Raw genomic sequence first — 23,214 nt, forward strand, 5'->3', positions numbered from 1 at the left:
GCAGGAACCGCGGTGATCTGCCGGCAGGTGCAGCGCAGGAACGGCCGGCTGACCGCGTGCGCGCCCAAGACGCCGCACAGCAACCGGGTGATCGCGCTGGACCGCACCACCGTGACAGCGTTGCGGGCTCACCGGAGTCGGCAACGGGCCGAGCAGGAGGCGTTCGGCGAGGAGTACCGCGACAGCGGTTATGTGTTCACCAATCTCAACGGTGAGCCGGTGTCGCCGGGGTGGCTGACGCATCAATTCCAGCGGTTGATCGCTGAGCAGGACATGCCGCCGATCCGGTTGCACGATCTGCGGCACGGCGCCGCGACCCTGGCCTTGGCCGCGGGGGTGGAGTTGAAGGTGGTGCAGGAGATGCTGGGGCATTCCAGGATCGTGCTGACCGCCGACACCTACACCAGCGTCCTACCCCAGGTCGCCCACACCGCAGCCGAGAAGACCGCCGCGCTGCTCATGCACGCCGCCGGCATCGTGCCCGGCACCAACCGCCGCCGCGGCAAAGGCCCGACCCGCCGCAAGCGGTGCGTCCCGCGCAACGGACAGGCGCGGCTGCCCCGAAAGCGCACCAGCAGGATGAACGTGCGCACGCGTGCGAGACCCGGGCTAGACCGGCCGCGCAGTCTCCCGCGTGGTAGCGGCTCGCACGCGACGCAGAGCTTCGGCTCCCCACATGAGATTTTCGACCGGGAAAGGACAACCACATACCGTTTCCGCACCCGACGACCGGTCGGTGCGGGATCCAACCTGCCCGAACGACGACCTGAGGAAGAGGAGCCCTTTGCAGGGCTTCTGTGTCTGCATCCTCGTCCCCAGGAGGGCCTCATCCTGGCCCCAGGCATGATCCCCAGCGCGCCCGAAGGAGGGTGTTTTCCCTGGTCAGGGGTGGTGGGTCGCGTGGGACTCGAACCCACAGCCTACGGATTAAAAGTCCGAAATTGTCGTGTCGGAACGGATTTCACAGTGTCATTGTATGCCGAACCGTCCGCATCTCGCCCGATTTCCCTGCTGTCCAATGTTACTGCATGCCGATTCGTTTTAAAACCGCCGAGCCGACAACGAGCCGCCATGGGTCGGTGGTGATCTTGTGGCTTGCTCGGCGGCGGTCTCGCCTGATCTGTACGGACGGAGTTTTCGGTGAGTGCAGGGTTCATGGCCCCGCAGGTCCGCTTCGCTATGTTCGCGCCCTGCAGGTTCGTGCCTCGCAGGCCGGAGTCATGGAGGTCGGTTCCGGGCAGGCGAACTTGGGCCACCGGTGCCAGGCCCACGTCCGTGACGACGGATGGGCCGAGTTGCACTCCCGGACCTCACCCGGTTCAGGAAGCGGATGAGACCATTTATCGTCAAGGAGCAGGCGGGCCTTGTGGCCTCCTCTTCGGTGGGGTGGTCCGCAGGTTCATCAACCCGAAGGTCGTCCCTTGGTAATCCAGCCTGGGACGGCCGGGCGGACAGAAATCTTGAGAAGAGGGTTTGGTTCAGGGTTCGGCGGGTGACTCTTATAGAAAATGAGCCTCCTTGGAGTTCAGTAGCCAGGGAGGCCCTGTTTTGTGGGAAGAGTTCCGCGTGCCGTGAATACCACGCTGGCCTTGGCGGCCACCGTGGGCGCCTATCTGACCGTCGGACCGGTTGCTGCGACGCTCATCGTCGCGGCGGCTGCCGTGCTGGTCTCGCTCATCGCCCACCATCACCATGGTTGCGATCTTTGGTTCCGAGCGTCGTCAGCACGCCGCTCTGGCCGTCCTTCATCTGCTGTTGGACCTGCGACCCGACCGTGAGGTCTGGTCCGAACGATCTGAGCGCAGCCTGCCGCCACCGGACCCACCGGAGCAGTCGTAAATGGGGTCGCCCGAACCGATCACCCTCTCCTGCGTTCGGAGGGTGATCGTCCCACCCCTGGATCCCGGGGCAGGCACCGCCCGCGGCCACCGCGAGGCCCTCGCCGACCAGGCCGCCGCTCTGTCCGCCGCCCGCGGGCCTGCGGGCGGCGGAAAGGCGGAAGGGCACCGCTCCCGAACGCGCGGCCGGCCTGACCACCGAGGCCGGCGCCGCTCTGCGCGCTGACCAATACCGCCCTGCCGTCTCCGCGCACATTGCCCGCCCGCCGCGCCGCCACTGAGCACGCGGGGCGCACCCAGCACGCCGCGCAGAAGCCACCGGCGGCACCGTCCCCGCCGCGGCGGCCGCCGCACGGGCCCGCACCCCATGGCCCCAACAGCGGCGGGAACCTCACGGCGGCTTCTGCCGGTAGCGCACGCCCGACCGCGCCCGGCGGACTGCCTCACCACGCCGCACCCCCGTAACCTGCTCGCACACTCGCCAAGATTGCGGGGTGTGTGGTCCGGCGAGGCCCGGACGGCTGCCCGCCGGGCCCGATGGCCTGGTCGCCGGTATCGCGCAGGAGCGGACGTAGCGGGTGGCATTGGTGACGTCTGCCTTGGTCGAGGTGGTGTTGTCTCGACTGGGGTGTGAGCTGCGGCGGTTGCGTGGGCCGACGGGCAGTCCGGTGACGGTGGCGGAGTGGCTGGGGCGGTGGTTGGCGAACCATCCGGGTGCGGCGTCGACGGTGGCCGGTTTCGCCGATCACGTGGAGCGCTATCTAACCCCGTTGTTGGGTGATCTGCTGGTGGCGGAGGTGTCGGTCGGGCAGGTGGAGCGGATGCTGGCCACGATCGCGCACGACCACGAACAGAGAGGACGGCTGGTTACGGCGGCGACGCTGCACCGGATTCGAGCGACGTTGCGTGCGGCGTTGAATGCCGCGCTGCGGGCGGGGGTGATCGAGGAGAACCCGGCGTCGCTGGTGGTGCTTCAATCGGCGCGGCGGCCGCGTGCGGTGGTGTGGACTGCGGGTCGGGTTGAGCAGTGGCGGCGCCTGGAGGGCGTCCGAGCGTGGCTGTGTGGACGGTCGCGCAGACCGCCCGGTTCCTCAACGGCATCCGGAGCCATCGGCTGTACGCCGTCTACCACCTCATCGTGCTGCGCGGGCTGGAGACGGTGGCTTGTTCCTCTTGGCTGGTCACGACGAGCCGCCCGGTGGGGCGGTGAGGGGGCGTCCGGTGACGGCTCGCCCAAATCCGCACGCTGTGGCCATCGGGGCCCTCCTCTGTCCGCAAGGCCTACCCGTCCGCCCGCGCACCGGCCGGCGAGCACGCCCCCGGCGCCTGCGCAACCTGCCCCTGCATGGTGCCGTGGCCAGCCGGTCGGGCTCGAACTCGTCGCGCTCGCCGCCGACCTGACCGCCTGGGCCCAGATGTTCGCCTTCGGTGATCGCCCCGCCCGCCGCTGGGAGCCCAAGTGGCTGCGCCTGCAGATGCTCTCGGCGCCCTGACCAGCACGAACCGTCTCGTCAACACCAGGAAGGAGACCCGCAGGGCCCGTGGACCCCGCCCACCCGGCGCGACGGTCGGATACCACAGCTGACCTGCCACTGAAGGCACTGCTCGACGAGGGCAACCAGTCAGGCATGGGCCCAACGTGAGCCCATGCTGGCGCGCCCAGCACCGCCACGGCCGTCCTTTGCGCGGTCGGCTCGCAGCTACGGCAAGGCAGTAGTGCTCTGCTTCGCGCCAAATGAAAGATGATCTTGATTGTTGTGAAATTCAAGCTCGACGAGACCCGCCTCGCTGCTGGTCGGGGAGTTTCGTCAGTGGCCCCATAACATTAGGGAGCCCCAGACCGCCCCCGGTCTTCGCGAGCTCTCGTTCGGCTGCAACACCGCCGACACTTGGGCGAGCCAACGAGGCGCTTGGCGCGGTTTCGGTCATCGATGCGGGAGAAGACGTAGCCGCGATGAGCCCAGCCCAAGCCCGCGTGCGAACATCGAGCAGACAGAGGGACGAAGCGGGGCGAACCGGGTGGGGAGGCAAACCGGGGCAATCTCGTGTTTGTCCTGGTCAGAAGTGGTGGGCCGCGTGGGACGGGGGCTGACGGGGGGTACGGATGCCGAGGATGAACGCGGTGATGAAGTGGTGGGTGCAGACCTGCCGCCGCGAACTGCTCGACCGAACGCTGATCTGGAACCAGCGGCACGGGTTCGTCGTGCTCCACGCCCTCCGCGAGTTCGAGACCTTCTACAACGAGCATCGGCCTCACCAGGGCATCGCCAACGCCCGCCCGTTGAAGCCACTGCCTCCACCGATCCGAACCAGACCAGATCGCCCACTTGAACGTCCGAAGAACGCAACGCCTCGACCACTGCAGAGTTCCGTAGATCACGCTCCATTAATCTCTTTCGGTGACCATGGATGATCTGGCGGCACGGGGGTAGGCGGCAGGACCTTGATGCGGATCGGCGAGAAGGCGGAGGCGATGCGGATGTCTGATCCCTGGGGGCGAGGGACCGAAGACCGGCTGCGGGGCTCCGGGGCGAGAGCGCCGGGTACTGCATGGTCGTGCATGTCGAGGGCGAGATCGACCGCTTCACCGCCGATGCGCCGCGCGAGCAGGTGATCTCGGCGGCGGCGGCCGGTCCGCCGCGGATCGTGGTGGACCTGGACCAGGTGAGTTTCTGCGACACCGCCGGGCTGGGCGCGCTGGTCGCGATCTGCAAGGCCGCCCGCACCTGCCACGGCGATCTGATCGTCGCCCGGCCACCAGGAGTGTGCCGCCGGATTCTGGAACGGACCGGCCTGGACCGCCGCATCGACGTCGCTCACACCCTGCGGCGCGCCGTGAACCAGATCGCCCAGGACTGCTCCGCCACCGTCACCAGACCGGCCGGCGCCGGGAAAGGAACCGGGCGTCCAGCCCTGTCGGCCTCCGCGCACGCGGGCGGCCATCTGACCCGGGCAGCATCGCCCCGGCGCCCCGCGGCCTCAACCCGACCGCCCGTTGGCGGCCGCCAGCGCCAACGAAACCGCCGACCGGCGCGAAACATCCAAGGTCAACGCCCCCTTGCACACGGCAGCGTCGGGAGGCCGGGACTGCTACAGCCAAGCCTCCGGTGAGGCGCAGACGATCTCGGGTACGGGCGGTTACGGATACGGGCGATCAGGAGCGTCCCCATTTTTGCCCGCCAGGCCGTCGGCTCGCGGGCCGCGCGCAGGACCGCAAGCTAGCGAAGGAGACGTCGTGCCGAGTGCGGAACAGGACCGGTCGTCCGACGGCGGCCGGCTGCGGCTGGGAGTGGTGGCCGATCCGGGGCTGCCCAGTAAGATTGCCGAAGCGATCGGAGCGCAGCGGCTGGAAGCACTGCTGCCCCAGCGGGTCACCGACACGGTGCAGTGGCACGTGCAGGTGGCCCACGAGGAGTTGCCGCTGGACGAGGACGGCACACTCCCGCTGCTGGATGAGGCCGCCCGGCGCATGCCCGAATCCGAATGGGACCTGCTGGTGTACCTCACCGACCTCCCCCGAGCGCTCGACGGCCCCCCCGTCGTCGCGGACCTGAGCACACGCAACGGGGTGGCGCTGATCAGCCTGCCGGCCATCGGCGGCCTGCGGCTGCGGCGGCATGTGACCGAAACACTGCTGTACCTGGTGCGGCGGATGTACCGGCCCGAAGGCGGCGAGCAGCGCGAGAGCGCCCGGGCGGCGGCCGCCGCCCAGGCCGTCGCCCGCTCCCGCAGGGGACGGCTGCTGCGCCGCCCCGGCGAATGGGCCTCACCGGTACGCGAAGAGCACGCACCGCAAGCCGATATCGACACCTCGCTGGTACTGATCGGGATGCGGGGACGGGCGAGGCTGCTGTTCGGAATGGTGCGCAACAACCGCCCCTGGCGGCTGGTGCCACATCTGGCCAGCGCGACCGCCGCCGCAGCGGCGACCGCGGCGTTCGGCATCTTCTACTCCAGCATCTGGAACATGGCCGATGCCCTGGCACCCGCCCGACTCGCACTGATCACCGTGCTCGCGATCAGCGCCATGGTCGCCTGGCTGCTGTTCTACAACCACCTGTGGGACCCGCCCGCCGGCAGCCGCAACCGCCAGGAAGCCGTGCTGTACAACGCCTCCACACTGCTCACCCTCACCATAGGTGTGAGCTGCATGTACATGCTGCTGTACGTGGCCGCCCTGGGAACGGCGTTCGTCGTCATCGACTCCAGCTACCTCTCCTCCCAGCTCAGCCATCCCGCAGACGCCTTCTCTTACGCCAAGCTGGTGTGGCTGGCGACGTCGATGGGCATCGTCGCCGGCGCCCTGGGCTCAAGCCTGGACACCGAGGAAGCGGTACGGCAGGCCACCTACAGCGCCCGGGAACGTGAACGCCAAGCCCGTCGCCGCTCTCCGGACAAGAAGGGAAACTAGGTCAAGGCAGGCCCATCAGCACGGCGGCCTCGGCCAGCCCGCGCCGTCGCCGTAAGGCCCCGGCATCACCGATCCCCTGGACCTGCAGGTAGTGCCGCCGCGCCCGCTCGCCTTCTGTGGATCGGGGCTCAACGCACGTTGAAAAGGTTCACTCCGGCTACGTTGCTGATTGGTGTGCTGTGCCTTTATGCGGCCGTTTTCGTACTGACGATCGTGCTGGTGCCCGTGGTGCTGACCGGCGACGCATTACGGTCCAGTCCCCCGCGGCGAACCGGTGTCACGCCTGCCCGCTGGGGCCCAGTATATGACCGCGTCGTCCCGGACACTTCCCGGCGAGCAGGGCACAGCCGACGTTGGCGCGGATCCGCGCTGGGAGCGGCCGTATCCACGTGGAAGGCTCTACCTTCGCCGACTGTTTTTTTGGACGGACGAAAGCGGAATTTCCCCGATTATTGCAGTCGGCCAGCATCCCGCCGCCCGCTGGTGGTAGGTCGTGGTGATGGGGAGCCTGCCGATGTATTCGCCGATGCTGGCCGTGCTGGGGGAACTGCCGACCATGGAAGGCTGGGCGGCCGAGTTGAAGTGGGACGGAGTCCGCGCTGTCGCCTATATCCGCGACGAACGGTTGCAGTTGATGTCGCGCAACGATAGGGACATCACCGTCGCCTGGCCCGAACTTGCCCCGCTCGCCGCCACGGTCGACGTGCCGGTGGTGCTGGACGGGGAGATCGTGGCCTTCGGACCGGACGGCAGGCCGTCGTTCAAGGCGCTCGGCCCACGGATGCACCTGCGTCAGCCGCACCGCATCCAGGCCCTGGCCCAGTCCAACCCCGTCTCTTTTATGATCTTCGATGTGCTGCACTGCGGCGATGAGTCGCAGATCGCCCTGCCCTACGCCGAGAGGCGCCGGGTTCTCCAGGGGCTCGGGCTGTACGGGCCGCGATGGAAGACGACCACTTCCCACGACGATGTCGCGAACGTCTTCGCCGAGTCGTCCCGTCTCGGCATGGAGGGTGTGGTCTCCAAGCGTGTCGACTCCCCGTACCGGCCGGGGAGACGGCATCGGGACTGGACCAAGACGAAGAACATCCGGACGCAGGAAGTGGTCGTCGTCGGCTGGAAGCCGGGTGAGGGCCGCCGCACCGACCGGATCGGCGCGCTCCTGCTGGCCGTCAACGATGAGGGTGGACGGCTGAGATACGCCGGTCATGTCGGCACTGGCTTCACTGAGGCGATCCTGGACGACCTCGCCGAGCGCCTCGCACCGTTGCGGCAGGATGACCCGCCGGTTCCCAACGTGCCCCCTCAGCATGCGCGGGACGCCCGCTGGGTGCGGCCGGAGCTGGTCGGTGAGGTCGTCTTCACGGAGTGGACCGGCGATGGCCGACTGCGGCACCCGAGCTGGCGTGGATTCCGCACGGACAAGGAACCGGGCGAAGTCCGCCGCGAATAGGCCGGCGCGCCCGGCCGGTCACTCCGGGTTCTCGTAGCGGACGTTCAGTTCCTCGTTGGCGACGGTGATGTGGATGGTCGCGCCGTCCCGGACGTCCCCCGCGATGAGCGCGCGGCCGAGGCGGGTCTCGACCTCCCGGGCGATGAAGCGGCGGAGCGGGCGGGCGCCGTACACCGGGTCGAAGCCCTGCTCGGCGATCAGCCGCCGGGCGTCCTCATCGATCGACAGGCGCATCTGCCGGTCGGCGAGCCGGGAGCGGAGGTCGTTGAACATCAGGTCCACCACCTGCTCGATCTGTGGCAGCGTGAGCGGCTTGAACAGGACGATGTCGTCGACCCGGTTGAGGAACTCGGGACGGAAATGGCGGCGCAACTCGCCCATCACCCGGTCACGTGCGTCCGGCTCGATGTCACCCTCCGAGGTGACGCCCTGCAGCAGATGCTCCGACCCGATGTTGGACGTCATGATGATGACGGCGTTGCGGAAGTCGACGGTGCGGCCTTGCGCGTCGGTCAGGCGGCCGTCGTCGAGCACCTGGAGCAGCGTGTTGAAGACGTCGCCGTGCGCCTTCTCGATCTCGTCGAACAGCACGACCGAGTAGGGCTTGCGCCGGACGGCCTCGGTGAGCTGGCCCCCCTCCTCGTATCCCACGTAACCGGGGGGCGCGCCGACCAGCCGGCTGACGGTGTGCCGCTCCTGGTATTCGCTCATGTCGATGCGGACCATGTTCTCCTCGGTGTCGAACAGGGCCGCGGCGAGAGTGCGAGCCAGTTCGGTCTTGCCGACGCCGGTGGGGCCGAGGAAGACGAACGAGCCGATGGGGCGGCTCGGGTCCTTGATGCCCGAGCGGGCGCGGATGATGGCGTCGGACACCAGCTGGACGGCCTCGTCCTGCCCGACCACGCGCTCGTGCAGGACCTTGTCGAGCCTGAGCAGCTTGTCTCGCTCGCCTTCCTGCAGACGGCTCAGCGGGATGCCCGTCCAGCGGGACACGATCGCCGCGATCTCCTCCTCGGTCACGACCTCGCGCAGCAGCCGGCCTCCGTTCTGCTTGCTGGCCAGCCGATCCTCCTCGGCGTGCAGCCGCCGCTCCAGCTCGGGCAGCCGGCCGTGCCGCAACTCCGCGGCACGGTTGAGGTCGTAGTCGCGCTCGGCCCGATCGGCCTCCTGCCGAACCTGTTCGATCTCCTGACGAAGCGCCTGCACCTTGAGGAGCGTCTGGCGCTCGGCCTCCCACTGAGCGCGCATGGAGTCGGCCTCGGCGTGCAGCTCGGCCAGTTCGCTCCGGAGTTTCTCCAGGCGGGTCTTGCTCGCCGCGTCCTCCTCCTTGGACAGTGCGGCCTCTTCGATCTCCAGGCGCGTGACGCGGCGGGTGAGCTCGTCCAGTGGCGCGGGCAGGGAGTCGATCTCGGTGCGCAGCATGGCGCACGCTTCGTCGACCAGGTCGATGGCCTTGTCCGGCAGGAACCGGTCGGAGATGTAGCGGTGGCTGAGCGTCACGGCGGCGACCAGGGCGGCGTCCTGGATCTTCACGCCGTGGAAGACCTCGAGGCGTTCGCGCAGGCCGCGCAGGATGGAGATGGTGTCCTCCACGGTGGGTTCGTTCACCGGAACGGGCTGGAAGCGCCGCTCCAGGGCCGCGTCCTTCTCGATGTGCTTGCGGTACTCCTCCACCGTCGTGGCGCCGATCATGTGAAGTTCGCCGCGGGCGAGCATCGGCTTGAGCATGTTGCCTGCGTCCATGGCCCCTTCGGTGGCGCCCGCGCCGACGACGTTGTGGAGTTCGTCGACGAACAGCAGGATCTGGCCCTCGGCCGCCTTGACCTCGTTGAGCACGGCGGTGAGGCGTTCCTCGAACTCGCCCCGGTACTTGGCGCCCGCGACGAGCGAGCCCATGTCCAGATTGAAGATCGTCTTGTCGCGGAGGCCCTCGGGGACGTCGCCGTCGGTGATGCGCCGGGCGAGCCCCTCGACGATGGCGGTCTTGCCGACGCCGGGGTCGCCGATCAGCACCGGGTTGTTCTTGGACTTGCGGGACAGGATCTGGACGACACGGCGGATCTCGGCGTCCCGGCCGATGACGGGGTCGAGTTTTCCTGCCGCGGCGTCTGCGACCAGGTCCCGGCCGTACTTCTCCAGCGCCTCGTAGGCGACCTCGGGCATGGCGGACGTCACCCGCTGGTGGCCGCGGATCCGGGTGAGGGCCTCCAGGAAGGAGTCCCTGGTGATGCCCTGCCGGTCCAGCAGCCGGCCCGCCGCTGTGGCCGAGCCTTCTTCCAGCAGTGCGATGACCAGGTGCTCCACGGAGACATAGTCGTCCTTCAGCCGTTCGGCCTCCTGCTGGGCGATGTCGAGCAGGCGGGAGAGCCGCTGGGTCACCAGCACCTTGCCGGGCTCGGTGCCCGGGCCGCTCACGCTCGGGCGGTGGCCCAGCTCGGCCTCCAGCGCCTCGCGCAACCGTGCCGGATCGGCCTTCGCCTCGCTGAGCAGCCGCGGGATCAGCCCGTCGGCCTGGTCGAGCAGGGCGAGCAGCAGGTGCTCGCCGTCCACTTCGACGTGCCCGAAGCGCAGGGCCTTGGTCTGGGCGTCGTGAAGGGCCTCCTGGGATTTCTGGGTCAGGCGGTTCGGGTCCACGTTCGGCCTCCGGTGTGGTGTTGGGTGCGCAGTTCCCGCTCGAGTTCGGCGATGCGGTCGAGTAGTTCGACCACCAGTCCCAGCGCGGCGTAGTTAAGGCAGAGTCCCGTCCGCAGGCGTTCGAGGCGTGCGTACGCGGCGACTTGTGCGGGCGGGAACCAGAGCCGGCCGGAGGGATCGCGTTCGGGGTCGAGCAGGCCGAGACGCACCAGGCGGCGGGCCAGCTCGGGATGGATTCCGGCGGCGTCGGCGAAGGTGTCGAGATCCATCCGCCGAGGGCGGGCCGGGATGATGGCGTACACCGTGCCGGGTAGCAGATGTTCCATTACGATCTCCTCGGATCGAACGGCGACGCCGAGGCGAGCTCCTCGAACAGTCGGCGTTCCGTTTCGGACGGCTCGGGCGGCACCACGATGCGGGCCTCGGCGAACAGGTCGCCCGGAGTGCCGCGGGGGTTGGGCAGCCCGCGGCCGCGCAGCCGGAGCCGCCGCCCGCTGGACGTGCCGGGGGGCACCTTCACCTTGGCCTCGCCGGCTGGCGTCTGCAGTCCCGCCGTCGTGCCGAGGGCGGCCTCCCACGGAGCGAGCGGGAGGTCGGTGTACACGTCGCGCCCCTCGATGCGGTAGCGGGGATGTGGGGTGATCCGCACCACCAGGTAGAGGTCTCCGGCGGTGTCGCCGGTCCCGCCCTGGCCGGCCAGCCGGATGCGCTGGCCGTCGGTCACACCGGCGGGAACGGTGACCTCGAGGTTCCGTGGGCCCTCCGGACGGTCGAGGGTGATGGTGCGTCTGGTCCCCTGGTACGCCTCCTCGACGCTCACCTCGATCTCGGCCTCCTGGTCGGCGCCGCGTGACGGCGACCAGGAGGACCAGCGGCCGCCGCCGCGCTGGCGGCCGCCGAAGATCCCGCCGAACAGCTCCTCCAGGTCGATGTCCTCGCCGAACCCGCCGGTGTAGACGCCGCCTGTGGTGGCGTAGGGGCCGGCGCGTCCGGCGGCGGCACCCGCCCGGGAGCGCGCCCACATGTCCGGGTCGACGTCCTCCGGAACCCGTCGGAAGTCGGGCCCGAAGGCGTCATAGCGGCGGCGCTGTTCCGGATCGGACAGGATGGCGTAGGCCTCGGAGACGTCCTTGAACTTCTCCTCGGCTCCGGGGTCTTTGTTGATGTCGGGGTGATGGGCACGGGCGAGCTTGCGGTAGGCCCGCTGGATCTCGTTTTGGTCGGCGTCCCGGGAGACCCCGAGCACCTCGTACGGATCTTGGACGGCCATCAGTCACCGGCCTTGGCCGACACCGACACCAGCGCCGGACGCAACTGGTCCTCGTCGTCCCCGTAGCCCGGCTGGTGCACCTCGACCACCGTGCCGGGCGGAACGTCGGGGTCGGTGCGCACGGCGACCGCCGCGTGCCGGGTCGGATCGAACGGGACCCCCAGGTCGTCGCGGCGCGGGTAGCCGAGGTCGCGCAACGTCGCCACGGCCCTGTCCCGGACGCTGCGAACGCCTTCGATGACGCTCGCCGGGTCGGACTCGGCGTGCTGGAGGGCGCGTTCGAGGTCGTCGAGAACCGGCAGCCACGCCGCGGTGACCTCCGCCCGCTGGGCACGGCGCTGCGCCTCCAGTTCACGCGTCATGCGTTTGCGCAGGTTGTCGAGATCGGCGAGCGCGCGCCGCCGCAGATCCTCGAGTTCCTCGACCCGCGCCCTGAGCCGTTCGACCTCGCCGGAATCCCGATCGGCCGCCTCGGCGGCCTTTCCCCGTCCGTGGCCCTGCTCGGGCTGGTCGGCGTGCTCGGGCTGATCGGTCGGCCGGTCCTGGCCGGCCGACTGCCCGGTCTGCTCAGTCCGTCGTGAATTCGGCGTCGATGACATCCTCGTCCGAGCCTTCCGTCGTGGCCCCAGCGGGACGCTCGCCCGCGCCCGCTCCGGTGGCCGCTCCCAAGCCGTGCAGGATCTGCTGGAGTTCGGAGGTGAGCGTGCGCAGCCGGTCCAGCGGCGCCTCCTCCTTGATGGCCTGCCGGGCGTCTTCGATCAGCCCCTCGGCCCGCGCCTTCTCGTGCACGGGCACCGCGTCACCTAGTTCGGCGAGGCGGCGTTCGACCTGGTAGATGGCCGAGTCCAGCTCGTTGCGCGCGTCGACCTGCGCACGCAGCCGGGCGTCCTCCTGCCGGTTCTGCTCCGCATCGGCGATCATGCGCTCGACCTCGCTCTCGTCGAGGTTGGAGCTCTGGCTGATCGTGATGCGCTGTTCTGCGCCGGTGTCCTGGTCACGCGCCGAGACGTTGAGGAGGCCGTTGGCGTCGATGTCGAACGTCACCTCGATCTGCGGCTCGCCGCGCGGCGCGGGGCGGATGTTCTCCAGCCGGAAGCGACCCAGCACCCGGTTGTCGGCGGCTCGTTCCCGTTCACCCTGCAGGACCACGATGTCGACCGCGTTCTGGTTGTCCTCTGCGGTGCTGAACGTCTCGGTGCGGCGGGCGGGGATGGTGGTGTTGCGCTCGATGATCTTGGTCATCACGCCGCCCATGGTCTCCACGCCGAGCGACAGGGGGGTGACGTCGAGCAGCAGGACGTCCTTGACTTCGCCCTTGAGGACGCCGGCCTGGATCGCCGCGCCCAGCGCCACGACCTCGTCGGGATTGACCGACATGTTGGGGTCCTTGCCGCCGGTCAGCCGGCGGACGAGGCTCTGCACGGCGGGGATCCGGGTGGACCCGCCGACCATGATGACCTCATCGATGTCGTCGGCGGTGACCTTGGCATCGCTCATCGCCCGTTCCACCGGGCCGACGCAGCGCTCGATCAGGTCTGCGGTGATCTGCTCGAACGTGGAGCGCATCATCGAGGTGTTGAGGTGCTTCGGGCCACTGGCGTCCGCCGTGACGAACGGCAGGCTGATCTGTGTCTGCGTCACCGTGGACAACTCGACCTTGGCCTTCTCGGCGGCCTCGAACAAACGCTGCAGGGCCTGGGGGTCCGCGCGAAGGTCGATCCCGTTCTCCCGCTGGAACTCGTCGGAGAGGTGATCGACGATCCGGCGGTCGAAGTCGTCGCCGCCGAGATGGCCGTCCCCGGAGGTGGCGCGGACCTCCACCACGTCGTCGCCGATGCTCAGGAGGCTGACGTCGAACGTGCCGCCGCCCAGGTCGAACACCAGCACGGTCTCGTTGGTCTTCTTGTCGAGGCCGTAGGCCAGCGCCGCCGCCGTGGGCTCGTTGATGATGCGCAGGACTTCGAGCCCGGCGATCTTGCCTGCGTCGCTCGTGGCGTGCCGCTGGGCGTCGTTGAAGTAGGCGGGCACGGTGATGACCGCCTCGGTGACCTTCTCCCCGAGCGACTTGCCGGCGTCGTCCGCCAGCTTGCGCAGCACCAGCGCCGAGATCTCCTCCGGCGCGTACTGCTTGCCGCGCACGTCGAAGCGCGCCGTCCCGTCGGGCCCCGCGACCACATCGAAGGAGACCGCGTCCTTCTCGGTCTCGATCTCGTCGTAGCGTCGCCCGACGAAGCGTTTCGCCGAGGTGATGGTGCCCTTCGGGTTCAGGATCGCCTGCCGCCGGGCCAACTGCCCGACCAGCCTCTCTCCCTGTTCGGTGAAGGCCACCACGGACGGTGTCGTCCGTGCGCCTTCCGCGTTGGGGATGACCCGGGGCTCACCGCCCTCGGTCACCGCGATGACCGAGTTGGTGGTGCCGAGGTCTATGCCGACTGCTCTGGCCATCAGGTTCCCTCCGATGGTTCTCACGGGCTGTTCCGGTGAGATGACGTGCACCGTTGCCGGAGATGGCAACGCCTCAATGACCGACGCTGCGTCATCAGGTGGTCGGGCGCATCCACCGACCGTGTAGGTCTGTGCTCGGCGCCTGCCGCGGCGGATCCGTGAACGCGCCGTGAACGGGAGGCGACCGGGCGGGCGAGCACGCAGGTCGGACCCCTGACTGGCCCGGGCGCACGGCCTGGTCGCACGAAGTCGGCCCTACAAGATCTGACGATGTGACGATCCCCTCGGGCGGGAAGGCTGAAGAGGACTCCTTTTCCTCCTTTTCGGCAGGAGACGACACGCGAGGTGGCTGCATGGCTGTGATGGGAATCAGCAGGTTCGAGCGCTTCTTCAGGGCGGCCGCCGGGCTGGACGTCGATAAGAACGATCTGCGGCGCTACCACGAGTTCCTCGACGCCAAGCTGTACGACCTGCTCCTCATCGGACAGGCGAAGGCGAAGGCGAACGGACGCGACATCATCGAGCCGTTCGACCTGCCGATCACAAAGGGCCTGCAGGAGAGCATTCACCGGTTCCGCCGGCTGGACGAGGAGATCGAGGTCGAACCGATCCTGGATCTGCTGGCGAGGCGGCCACCACTGGATCTCGCGGTCAGCGACATCATCGACGAGAAACTCTCCGAGATCGCGGGCGGCCTTACCCACGCACTGTCGCAGGCCTTCCGGATCATGTATCCGGACCGGCGCAACCCGCAGACCCTGCAGTGGCAAGGGGTCCAGCGGATCTTCGATCTGCTCTTGTGACCCGGAATGCCGTTGACCGGCTCTGGCACTTGACCCGCCTTTGCCCGATCTTGGTTTGTGATGACGCAAGAAGGGAATTGCCGGGTTGACGGTCACGTATCGTTCCGGCGCATCCAGGGGACGTTCCCGGTATGGACGGGAGGCCGCCGACGCGGGGCACGACCTTTGGTCGCCAACGGGAACGAGTGAGCATCGACGAGTTGTTGGCGCGCGTTGACGGCCCAAGGGTCATGCTCGTCGAGGGAGAGCCCGGCATCGGGCGGACCCGTTTGCTTGAGGAGGCCGCCCGGACGGCCGTCGGCAGAGGCTTCGCGGTGGTGGCGGACACGGCCCCTGAACTGTGTCGGCCCGCGGCCTTGGAGCTGTTGCTGCCGGTGCTCGACGAGCCCGGCCCGCGATCGCCGACGGCCGGCGGACAGGACCGGTCGGCCGAACGGCTGCAGGCCGCGCTGGAGCAGCGGGCCCGCACCACCCCGCTGCTGGTCGTGCTGGACGATCTTCAATGGGCCGAGCCGGCCACGATCCTCGGTCTGCGGACGCTGCCGATCCGGCTGGCGTCGTCTCCCGTGTGCTGGATACTCGCGCGCCGCACCGGCTCCGGTGGCGCCGAGCTCGATCGGCTGTTCCTTCGGCTGCAGGCGGCCGGCGCGGTCTTGGTCCAGCTCCGCCCGCTGCCGGGTGAGGCCGTCTCCGACCTGGTCACCGCCGCTCTGGGGGCGCGCCCCGATCCCGACCTGCTCGTGCTCGCGGGCGGGGCGGGCGGCAATCCGCTACTGCTTCTCGAGCTGATGAACGGACTGAGCGACGAGGGCGGGGTGGCGATCTCCCACGGTTACGCTCACCTCGTTACGTCCAGGATGCCGGAGCGGGTCCGCCTCGTCATCCAGGAGCGGCTGCATGATCTGGATCCGGCGGCCCGGCGGCTCCTTGAGGTCGCTGCGATGCTGGGGCCCGCGTTCCACCCACTGGTCGCCGCCGACTTGCTGGGCGTCACCCCCGCCGACCTGCTGCCGTCACTGGAGGCGATGCTGGCGACCGGGTTGCTGACCACGCATGAGGACGCTCTTGCGTTCCGGCACGACGTGGTGCGCGAGTCGGTGATCACGGATATACCCGATCCCGTCCGGCAGGCGCTGCACGTACAGATCGGCAGGACGCTGCTGGAGCACGGCGGTCGGGTGAAGGCCGCGGCGGCCCACCTCATGGCGGGGGCCGTCCCAGGCGTCCCGGAGGTCCTCCCAAACCTGGACCGAGCGAGCGCGGAGATGCTCGACACCCACCCGGCGGTCGCCGCCGAGCTGATACGCCGGGCGCTCGATCTCACCGAGCTCGCCGACCCGCAGTGGTTCGCACGCACGATGACGGCGATGCGCACGCTCGTCGCCGCCGGTGACCTGGTGGAAGCCGCGGAACTCGCGGAGGCCGCGCTCGACCACTGCGCGTCCGGCCCGTCCACCGCCGAACTGCTGACCGCGCTGTCCCTGGTCCTGGTGCCGATGGGCGAGGCCGCCAGGGCGTCGGACACGGCCAGGGCCGTGCTGGACATGCCGGATCTGCCGGACGAGGTGCGCGACCGCGCCGATCTCGCCCTCCTGCAAGCCGACACCGGCCTGCCCGAGAGCGCGGGCGTACTGGACCGGGCCAAAGCCTTCGTCAAGGCGGGTGACGCGCCCGGCCAGGGCCTGCTCGCCGGAGCGCTCATCGTCCTCGCGTTGAACGGTTGGGACAAGGGCGAGCTGGACGACGCGCTCGGCCTCGCGCGGATGGGCGTGCGGCAGGCTTCCAACGACGGCGTACGGGATTGCCGACTTCATCCCGGCCTGGTCCTGGCCGCATTGCTGGTGGACGTCAGGCTCATGGACGAGGCACGGCGGACGATGGTGCTCGGAACCGGCGGGGCCGACGGGATCGGCCGGGACGGCTGGGCGGCCGGACCGGCGATCGTGCGATCACGCATCGATCTCGCGGAGGGCCGCCCAGAAGAGGCGATCCGCGAGGCGAGGGCGGCTCTGGAGGCGGCCGACGCGGTCGGCGCGCGCCTGCTGAGCGCCTCCGCCCGGTCCGCGCTGTCCGTCGCGGCACTGCGCTCCGGCGATCTTGAAACGGCCATCGAGCACTCCCGCGGTGAGGAGGACGCGGGCGGCCCGGCACCTGCCCCGTTCGACCTGACCCGAAGCGAGCTGATCCGGGCGCAGGTTACCGAGGCTTGCGACGGGCCGCGGGCCGCCATGACCGCGTTGAGTCGGCTCCTCGACGAACTGGCCGAGCACAGCCGGGCCCTCACCTGCGACCCGACGGCGGCGGCCTGGCTGGTACGGACGGCGGTCGCGGCGGGTGAGGCCGGACCGGCCGAGGAGGTCGTCGCGGCGGCCGACCGGCTCGCCGGGATGAACCCGGGGCTGCCCAGCCTGGCCGCCGCCGCCGAGCACGCTCGCGGGTTGCTGCACGGCGACCCGGGCCTCCTGCGTAACGCCGCCGCCGACCACGCCGACCGATGGGCGTGCGCCTCCGCCTACGAGGACCTCGGCATCCTGCTCGGCGGACCGGACGGTGCGCGCGGCCGGACGATCCAGTGGTTCGACGAGGCCCTGTCCTGCTACGTGGCGGCCGGCGCCGAGCGGGACGCGGCCCGGATCCGGGGGCGCCTACGGCGCATGGGGGAACGCCGCCGGCACTGGAACCGCCGAGACCGGCCCGCGAGCGGCTGGGCCAGCCTCACCGGGGCCGAGCAGCGGATCTCCGGGCTCGTCGCCCAGGGGCTCACCAACCAGAAGATCGCCGATCAGCTGTTCATCAGCGTCCACACCGTCGCATTCCACCTGCGGCAGGTCTTCCGCAAACTCGACGTCCGCTCGCGCGTCGAGCTGGCACGCCAGGTCCTCGAACATTCCGACGACGTTCCCGACGCGCGTTCCAAGGAGCTTGACGACGGCACGGAGGCCGGGTCGCCCCTTGCCCGCCGACCCCCTAGACCGGAATGAGCGGACGCAGATCCCGGGAAATGCTGGACTTGATGTCCTCCCATTCGCCTTCTGTGACGTACTGCCGCAGCGCCTGCAGGACGGTGGAGACCAGCCGCTCCATATCACCGCCGACCTCATGCGGGAAGCCGCCCCGGACGCGCTGGAGGAACTCCTCCTTGTTCATTTTCACCGGCACCCGGCTGGGGTCCCAGCCCTCGTAGTGAACGCCGCGGACCAGCAAAGGCAGCTGGGCGGCCAGATGCGCACATTCGTCCACGGTCAGCCGGTCGCGCAAGGCGTGCAGCACCGCGCGCAACGCGTCATAGGACACGTTCCGCTGTTCCTTTGGCCACCCGTAGGCATGTTCGATCTCCTTCAGCACCCGATTCGTCTTGTCGATGGTCTTGTCGAAGGTCGGGAATCCCGTAGCGCTCATGTCAGCCTGCCTTCCGGATGAGGAGGACCTTCCGTTCCAGAGCGTCGCGCTGGACCGGGTGAGAACGCGTCACCCGGTCAGGGTGATGCCGGAATGGGCCCGGTTCACCCGGCCTGGGCGATGCCCGCTCACCCCCTTGTCCGGACGCTGGTCGATGGCAGCGACCTGCCTTTCAAGGGGGTAAGAAATGACAACTGCCAGCGAAACGGGCACGATCCAGACTCAGATTCCCTCTCGGCTGGATCGCCTGCCCTGGTCGAGGTTCCACTGGAAGATCGTGATCGGCCTCGGCACCGTCTGGATCCTGGACGGGTTGGAGGTCACGATCGTGGGTTCGATCGCCGCCCGGATGACCGAGCCGGGCAGCGGGATCGACATCTCGAGCGGCGACATAGGCACCGCCGCGGCCTTCTACGTCGCCGGCGCATGCCTGGGCGCGCTCTTCTTCGGCCAACTCACCGACCGCTTCGGACGCAAGAAACTGTTCATGCTCACACTGGGGCTGTACCTGGTGGCGACCGTGGCGACCGCGTTCGCGACCGAGGCGTGGTACCTGTTCCTGTTCCGTTTCCTCACCGGCGCCGGTATCGGCGGTGAGTACGCGGCCATCAACTCGGCCATCGACGAGCTGATCCCCGCCCGCAACCGCGGCCAGGTGGACCTCGCCATCAACGGCAGCTACTGGCTGGGCGCGGCCATCGGAAGCCTCGGCAGCGTGCTGCTCCTCAACGATGCCCTGCTGTCGGCGGATCTCGGCTGGCGGCTGGCCTTCGCCATCGGCGGAGTCCTCGGGCTGGGGATCATGCTGGTGCGCCGGAACGTCCCCGAAAGCCCCCGCTGGCTGTTCATCCATGGACGTGCGGATGAGGCGGAACGGATCGTCGACCGGATCGAACGGGAGGTCCGGGCTGAGATGAGGGAGCCGCTGCCGCCCCCGGCGCACAGCATCACCGTGCGCCAGCGCAGGTCGATCAGCTTCGGTGAGATCGCCCGCGTGACGGCCAAGCGCTACCCCAACCGCACCGTGCTCGGGCTCTCGCTGTTCGTCGGGCAGGCGTTCATGTACAACGCCGTCACGTTCGACCTGGGCACGATCCTCAGCGACTTCTTCGACATCGCGTCCGGCACGGTGCCCTACTTCATGGCCGCGTTCGCGCTCGGCAACCTGATGGGGCCGCTGGTGCTCGGACGCCTCTTCGACACCGTCGGACGCAAGCCGATGATCGCCGGCACCTACTTCGGCTCCGCGGCGCTGATCGCGACGACGGCCGCCCTGCTCATGGCGGACATGCTGACCTCGACGACGTTCATCATCCTCGTCGCGCTGAGCTTCTTCGTCGCGTCGGCCGGGGCCAGCTCCGCCTACCTGACGGTCAGCGAGATCTTCCCGATGGAGACCCGCGCCCTCGCCATCGCCCTGTTCTTCGCCGTCGGCACCGCGATCGGCGGGATCACCGGCCCGGCGCTCTTCGGCCAGTTCATCGGCAGCGGCCGGCTGGACCTGGTCGCTCTCGGGTTCTTCATCGGGTGCGGAGCGATGATGCTGGGCGGGTTCGCCGAGCTGATCTTCGGTGTCCGCGCTGAACAGCAGTCCCTGGAGAACATCGCCCGTCCGCTGACCGCGGAGGAGGCCGACGCCGCCACACCGCAGGAGCAGGAGAGCCTCCGGCGGTCCGAACTGAAGCGGGAACTGGCGCCGGAGGACAGGCGCCTGGCCGCCGAACGCGATCGCCGCGCCCGGGAGCGTGCAGCCCGGCGCCGCAAGCGCGAGATGACGGGGCCGCAGCGCTTCCGTCCCGGCCCTGGGGGCTCGCAGACCTACTCGCCAGGAATGATGGGAACCACAGGCACTCCGAGCCGGTCGACGGCGGTCGCCGAGCAGGAACTCGACCGTGAGATCGACGACCTCGCCCACGCGACCGAGGACGGCCCGGTGGAGCGGCGCGACCTGGCGGAGCGGGTCGGCGCCCGAGGCTGGGGCCCCGGCCGGTTCAGGCGCGCCCTGGATGAGGCGACCCGGGAGGGGCGCCTGCGGCGGCTGCCGCGCAACAGGTACGGCCCCGGAGACTCGGGGAGGGACGAGGAATGACGCTCGCCTGCCGCCTTCTCGGCCATCGTCCGCGGTTCACCAGTGAGGGGAACACGCTGGTGTGGACCTGCGACCGGGGATGCGGTGCCGGAGGGTCCAAGGAGTACGAGACGGCCCTGGACGCCGCCCGTTACGCCCGTGCCTTCGACCGGGAGGACCGGGAGGATCTCGGCAGGCGCGCCCCGCTGATCGGGCTGTTCCCGCTCCGCCTGCTCCGGGCCTTCCGCAACCGCCGCCGCAGCGGGCCAGAGGGCGGTCGCGGCGGCGGTCAGAGAAGCTGAGCCTCCCGGGCCTTGCGCACCGCCTCCCGGCGCCGGGAGGCGGTGAGCTTCCGGTAGATGTGGCGCGTGTGCGTCTTCACGGTGTTGACCGAGAGGTGCAGCTCGGCCGCGATCTCCTCGGTCGTCAGGACGCTCTGCAGATACCGCAGCACCGTCAGCTCCCGCTCGGTCAGCGGTGCGACGGGGCCGTCCGTCCGTTCGGCGGCGCATCCGACGATCTCCATGACGAACGGCCAGCAAGCCGTCCCCGAGTCCAGGTGGGCGCTCAGCAGCCGCCGCGCGGCCCGGCCCTCGCGGAGGAACACACCCTTGAACCGCTCATGATCGGCAAGTTGCAGGGTCCTCTCCAGGGTCGTGGACGCGTGCCGGTCATGGCCGAGACGGTCGGCGGCCAACGCTTCCAGCAGGCCCGCTTCCAGGCTGAGCCCCAATTCACCGTTCGGCGCGCCGGCGGCCGTCAGTATCGCCGTGTCCGGATCGCCGTCCTTCAGCTGCATGCGCGCGAGCGCCACCGCCAGCGGCGCCGAGCCGCTCGATGCCCCTGCCTTGTCGGTCAGGAGCCGGGCGGCCGTGCCGGTGTCCCCGAGGCTCGTCCGCAGCGCCGCCTCGGCAGCGGTGAACCGGTGGGCGATGTACGTCGGCGCCGCCCAGCCGGTGAGTTGGTGGCGGGCCTCGCGCAGTACCTCGTCCGCGTGGGAGCGGTATTCGCCCGCCTGAAGCGACCACAGCCGGACGATGCTGATCAGCGCGGCGAGCAGCCGGTCACCGGAACTCTCCGCGAGCTCCAGGTACCGCGCGGCCTCGTTCCCGTCGCCCCACTCGTGGTGCGTGATCGCCAACGCGAGATAGGCGTACCCGCAAACTCCGGGTGCCGCGGTGAAGCCGAGTGAATCCTGAGCGGTCTGCCCCGCGAGATGGAGTTCGCCGAGCAGGGCACGGGCCACGGCGAGCCTGCTGAGGCACACCGCCCGGGCCCGGTCCAGGCCGGCGCGCTCGGCCGCGGCCAGCCCGTCGTCCAGTGCCCTTTCCGCCGTGCGCAGGTCCCCGGTCGCCAGCCGGGCCGTGCCGAGTGCGGAAAGGGCGACGGAACGGGCGCCTTCGCCGTCCTCCCGGTGCGCGAGGAGCCGTGACGCCTGGGAGAACGTCGCGGCGACGTCCCCCGCCGCCACCGACCGTGTCAGGCGGATCGCCGCGGCCTTGTCATCGCCGGCCTCGGCGGCGTGGTCGTCGGCGAGCCGCAGGTAGCGGTCGGTTCCTCGCCGATCACCGAGAATCTGCTGATTCACTGCGCAGGCCAGCGCAAGATCCGGGTTATCGCGAAGCGCCGCTTCCGGCGGCGCGGGGTCGGACGCCCAGAGCGGTGGGTCCGAATCCGACAGAACGAGATCGGGCCAGTGGTCGGCCAGCAGGTCCGTGGCCATCCGCCAGTCCAGGGACAGGAGGGCGTGCTGGAGCGCCTCCTGGGACGAGCCTCGTGCGGCGTACCAGGCGGCCGCGCGCCGATGCAGGTCGGGGACTCGCCGTGGCGCACGCCTGGCCAGCTCACGGCGGAGGAACTCACCGAGAAGACGGTGGCAGCGATACGAAGAGCGCCGGTCACCGGCCGGGTCGAGGAAGGCGCCCGCATCCCACAGTTCGGCCAGGATCCGTTCACCGTCCGATCGGCCGGTGAGGGCGTCCGCCAGGCTGCCGGTGAGCTGTTCCAGCACAGAGCCGCACAGCAGGACCTCCAGATGCCCGCCGTCGAGACCGTCCAGCACTTCCGAGGCGAAATAGCTCGCGATGGTCTCGTGGGCGCCGGTCAGCCCGTCGACGAAGCGCAGCGGATCACAGTGTCCTCGCATGGACAGCCCCGCGAGCCGCAGGCCCGCCGGCCAGCCCTCTGTGCGCTGGAGCAGCATGCGCGTGTATCGGCCAGGCAGTTCCAGGCCCAGTGCGGCCAGCAGTTCGACGGTCTCCGCCATGGTGAACGAAAGCTCCGCGGCCTCCAGCACGGTGACCGCGCCGGCGAGCCGCAAGCGCGCCAGTGGAGGTCCCGGGCCACCGCGCGTCACGATGATCATCCGTAGTGCCCGCCCGGCGTGCTGGACCAGATACTCTAGCCCCTTGAGGACCCGCGGGTCGCGTATCCGATGGAAATCGTCGAGGACGACGCCCACGGGTTCGGCAGATCCGGCCAGCACGGCCGCCAGCCGGGCCAAGAACACTTCATGGGGCGCCTCGTCCGGCGACGGCAGGGCGTCGCCCGCGAATCCTCCCGCAGAGTTCAGCGCCGCCCGCAGATAGGACCAGAACCGGGGGTCGTCCCCGTCTTCGACGCCGAGCCAGCCGACCCGGAGGTCCGTCGCCCTCGTCCACCAGCTCAGCAGCACGGACTTCCCCCAGCCGGGCGGAGCGTTCACCAGCGTCAACGGCCGTCGCAGCCCGGTGTCGAGAACGCGGCCGAGGCGTGGACGCTCCACCAGCCCCGGTGGAGGGGCGGGCACCTCCAGCTTCGAACCCAGCAGTGGTACCTCGGTCACGCCCACCACCCTGCGCGTGCCGCCAGGCGCCTCGTATCCTCAGTACGGGTAGCAGCCGACACTGAGCGC

The 23,214-nt window shown here is 69.7% G+C and carries 15 protein-coding genes, 1 tRNA gene and 2 pseudogenes; 10 read left to right on the forward strand and 8 right to left on the reverse strand.

The annotated features are described in order from the left end of the window. Window positions 1–87: 87 nt before the first annotated feature. Window positions 88–402, forward strand: a pseudogene (locus tag AB0C35_RS44290) (tyrosine-type recombinase/integrase); the annotation flags it as partial. A gap of 487 nt (window positions 403–889) precedes the next feature. On the opposite strand, the gene AB0C35_RS44295 reads toward AB0C35_RS44290, so the two are convergent. Continuing rightward, a tRNA-Ser gene (locus tag AB0C35_RS44295) sits at window positions 890–1,009 on the reverse strand. Window positions 1,010–2,892: 1,883 nt separating this feature from the next. Here AB0C35_RS44295 and AB0C35_RS44300 point away from each other — a divergent pair. The 5 genes and pseudogenes from AB0C35_RS44300 (at window position 2,893) to ligD (ending at window position 7,702) form a co-directional block, all read left to right on the forward strand. Next, entirely contained in the window at window positions 2,893–3,048 is a 156-nt protein-coding gene (locus tag AB0C35_RS44300; RefSeq protein WP_358470092.1) for a hypothetical protein, read from the forward strand. Window positions 3,049–3,164: 116 nt separating this feature from the next. Then, window positions 3,165–3,316, forward strand: a pseudogene (locus AB0C35_RS44305) (IS1380 family transposase); the annotation flags it as partial. A gap of 1,072 nt (window positions 3,317–4,388) precedes the next feature. Next, complete coding sequence (locus tag AB0C35_RS44310) at window positions 4,389–4,949, forward strand: STAS domain-containing protein (RefSeq protein WP_358470095.1); 561 nt, start codon at window positions 4,389–4,391, stop codon at window positions 4,947–4,949. Between the two features lie 124 nt (window positions 4,950–5,073). Further along, window positions 5,074–6,249 (forward strand): hypothetical protein, encoded by a 1,176-nt coding sequence (locus AB0C35_RS44315; RefSeq protein ID WP_358470098.1) that lies wholly within the window; start codon window positions 5,074–5,076, stop codon window positions 6,247–6,249. Between the two features lie 499 nt (window positions 6,250–6,748). Beyond that, the gene (gene ligD, locus AB0C35_RS44320; RefSeq protein ID WP_358470101.1) at window positions 6,749–7,702 is read left to right on the forward strand and encodes a non-homologous end-joining DNA ligase; all 954 of its coding nucleotides are present in this window, start codon (window positions 6,749–6,751) and stop codon (window positions 7,700–7,702) included. Between the two features lie 18 nt (window positions 7,703–7,720). Here ligD and clpB read toward each other — a convergent pair whose 3' ends face one another. The 5 genes from clpB to dnaK are packed head-to-tail and all read right to left on the reverse strand — an operon-like array spanning window position 7,721 to window position 14,051. Beyond that, window positions 7,721–10,336 carry an ATP-dependent chaperone ClpB gene (clpB, locus tag AB0C35_RS44325; RefSeq protein WP_358470104.1) on the reverse strand — a complete coding sequence of 872 codons (2,616 nt, stop codon included), beginning with the start codon at window positions 10,334–10,336 and terminating at the stop codon, window positions 7,721–7,723. Continuing rightward, window positions 10,318–10,662, reverse strand: coding sequence for a chaperone modulator CbpM (locus AB0C35_RS44330; protein WP_358470107.1), 345 nt, complete (start codon window positions 10,660–10,662; stop codon window positions 10,318–10,320). Before AB0C35_RS44330 ends, clpB begins: the two co-directional genes overlap by 19 nt. After that, window positions 10,662–11,606, reverse strand: a complete 945-nt coding sequence (locus AB0C35_RS44335) for a DnaJ C-terminal domain-containing protein (RefSeq protein ID WP_358470110.1) — start codon at window positions 11,604–11,606, stop codon at window positions 10,662–10,664. The genes AB0C35_RS44330 and AB0C35_RS44335 overlap by 1 nt, the downstream gene beginning before the upstream one ends. Then, the gene (locus AB0C35_RS44340) at window positions 11,606–12,205 is read right to left on the reverse strand and encodes a nucleotide exchange factor GrpE (protein ID WP_358470113.1); all 600 of its coding nucleotides are present in this window, start codon (window positions 12,203–12,205) and stop codon (window positions 11,606–11,608) included. Before AB0C35_RS44340 ends, AB0C35_RS44335 begins: the two co-directional genes overlap by 1 nt. Further along, on the reverse strand, window positions 12,174–14,051 hold the full coding sequence (gene dnaK, locus AB0C35_RS44345; protein WP_358470116.1) for a molecular chaperone DnaK: 1,878 nt from the start codon (window positions 14,049–14,051) through the stop codon (window positions 12,174–12,176). Before dnaK ends, AB0C35_RS44340 begins: the two co-directional genes overlap by 32 nt. A gap of 353 nt (window positions 14,052–14,404) precedes the next feature. Between dnaK and AB0C35_RS44350 the strand changes: the two genes are divergently transcribed. Both AB0C35_RS44350 and AB0C35_RS44355 read left to right on the forward strand, forming a co-directional pair. After that, a complete protein-coding gene (locus AB0C35_RS44350) occupies window positions 14,405–14,854 on the forward strand; it encodes a DUF1931 family protein (protein ID WP_358470119.1) in 450 nt (149 codons plus the stop codon). A gap of 131 nt (window positions 14,855–14,985) precedes the next feature. Then, window positions 14,986–17,835: an AAA family ATPase gene (locus tag AB0C35_RS44355; RefSeq protein ID WP_358470122.1), complete on the forward strand. Its 2,850-nt coding sequence runs from the start codon at window positions 14,986–14,988 to the stop codon at window positions 17,833–17,835. On the opposite strand, the gene AB0C35_RS44360 is transcribed toward AB0C35_RS44355, so the two are convergent. Next, complete coding sequence (locus tag AB0C35_RS44360) at window positions 17,822–18,253, reverse strand: DUF2267 domain-containing protein (protein WP_358470125.1); 432 nt, start codon at window positions 18,251–18,253, stop codon at window positions 17,822–17,824. The genes AB0C35_RS44355 and AB0C35_RS44360 overlap by 14 nt on opposite strands. Before the next feature lie 187 nt (window positions 18,254–18,440). Here AB0C35_RS44360 and AB0C35_RS44365 point away from each other — a divergent pair, with 187 nt between their 5' ends. Then, window positions 18,441–20,342: an MFS transporter gene (locus tag AB0C35_RS44365; protein WP_358470128.1), complete on the forward strand. Its 1,902-nt coding sequence runs from the start codon at window positions 18,441–18,443 to the stop codon at window positions 20,340–20,342. After that, window positions 20,339–20,623, forward strand: coding sequence for a hypothetical protein (locus AB0C35_RS44370; protein ID WP_358470131.1), 285 nt, complete (start codon window positions 20,339–20,341; stop codon window positions 20,621–20,623). The genes AB0C35_RS44365 and AB0C35_RS44370 overlap by 4 nt, the downstream gene beginning before the upstream one ends. Here AB0C35_RS44370 and AB0C35_RS44375 read toward each other — a convergent pair. Further along, window positions 20,611–23,145, reverse strand: a complete 2,535-nt coding sequence (locus AB0C35_RS44375) for a LuxR C-terminal-related transcriptional regulator (protein ID WP_358470134.1) — start codon at window positions 23,143–23,145, stop codon at window positions 20,611–20,613. The genes AB0C35_RS44370 and AB0C35_RS44375 overlap by 13 nt on opposite strands. Window positions 23,146–23,214 lie beyond the last annotated feature (69 nt).

The organism is Spirillospora sp. NPDC048819 (assembly GCF_040650055.1).
Taxonomy (GTDB): Bacteria; Actinomycetota; Actinomycetes; order Streptosporangiales; family Streptosporangiaceae; genus Spirillospora.

Bases quoted from the DNA above. Each gene is read 5' to 3' on its own strand.
- ligD (WP_358470101.1), top strand. From the start codon at position 6,749: ATGGGGAGCCTGCCGATGTATTCGCCGATGCTGGCCGTGCTGGGGGAA.
- AB0C35_RS44335 (WP_358470110.1), bottom strand. From the start codon at position 11,606: ATGGCCGTCCAAGATCCGTACGAGGTGCTCGGGGTCTCCCGGGACGCC.
- AB0C35_RS44370 (WP_358470131.1), top strand. From the start codon at position 20,339: ATGACGCTCGCCTGCCGCCTTCTCGGCCATCGTCCGCGGTTCACCAGT.
- AB0C35_RS44330 (WP_358470107.1), bottom strand. From the start codon at position 10,662: ATGGAACATCTGCTACCCGGCACGGTGTACGCCATCATCCCGGCCCGC.
- AB0C35_RS44310 (WP_358470095.1), top strand. From the start codon at position 4,389: ATGGTCGTGCATGTCGAGGGCGAGATCGACCGCTTCACCGCCGATGCG.
- AB0C35_RS44340 (WP_358470113.1), bottom strand. From the start codon at position 12,205: ATGTCATCGACGCCGAATTCACGACGGACTGAGCAGACCGGGCAGTCG.
- AB0C35_RS44360 (WP_358470125.1), bottom strand. From the start codon at position 18,253: ATGAGCGCTACGGGATTCCCGACCTTCGACAAGACCATCGACAAGACG.
- AB0C35_RS44365 (WP_358470128.1), top strand. From the start codon at position 18,441: ATGACAACTGCCAGCGAAACGGGCACGATCCAGACTCAGATTCCCTCT.
- dnaK (WP_358470116.1), bottom strand. From the start codon at position 14,051: ATGGCCAGAGCAGTCGGCATAGACCTCGGCACCACCAACTCGGTCATC.
- AB0C35_RS44355 (WP_358470122.1), top strand. From the start codon at position 14,986: ATGGACGGGAGGCCGCCGACGCGGGGCACGACCTTTGGTCGCCAACGG.
- AB0C35_RS44350 (WP_358470119.1), top strand. From the start codon at position 14,405: ATGGCTGTGATGGGAATCAGCAGGTTCGAGCGCTTCTTCAGGGCGGCC.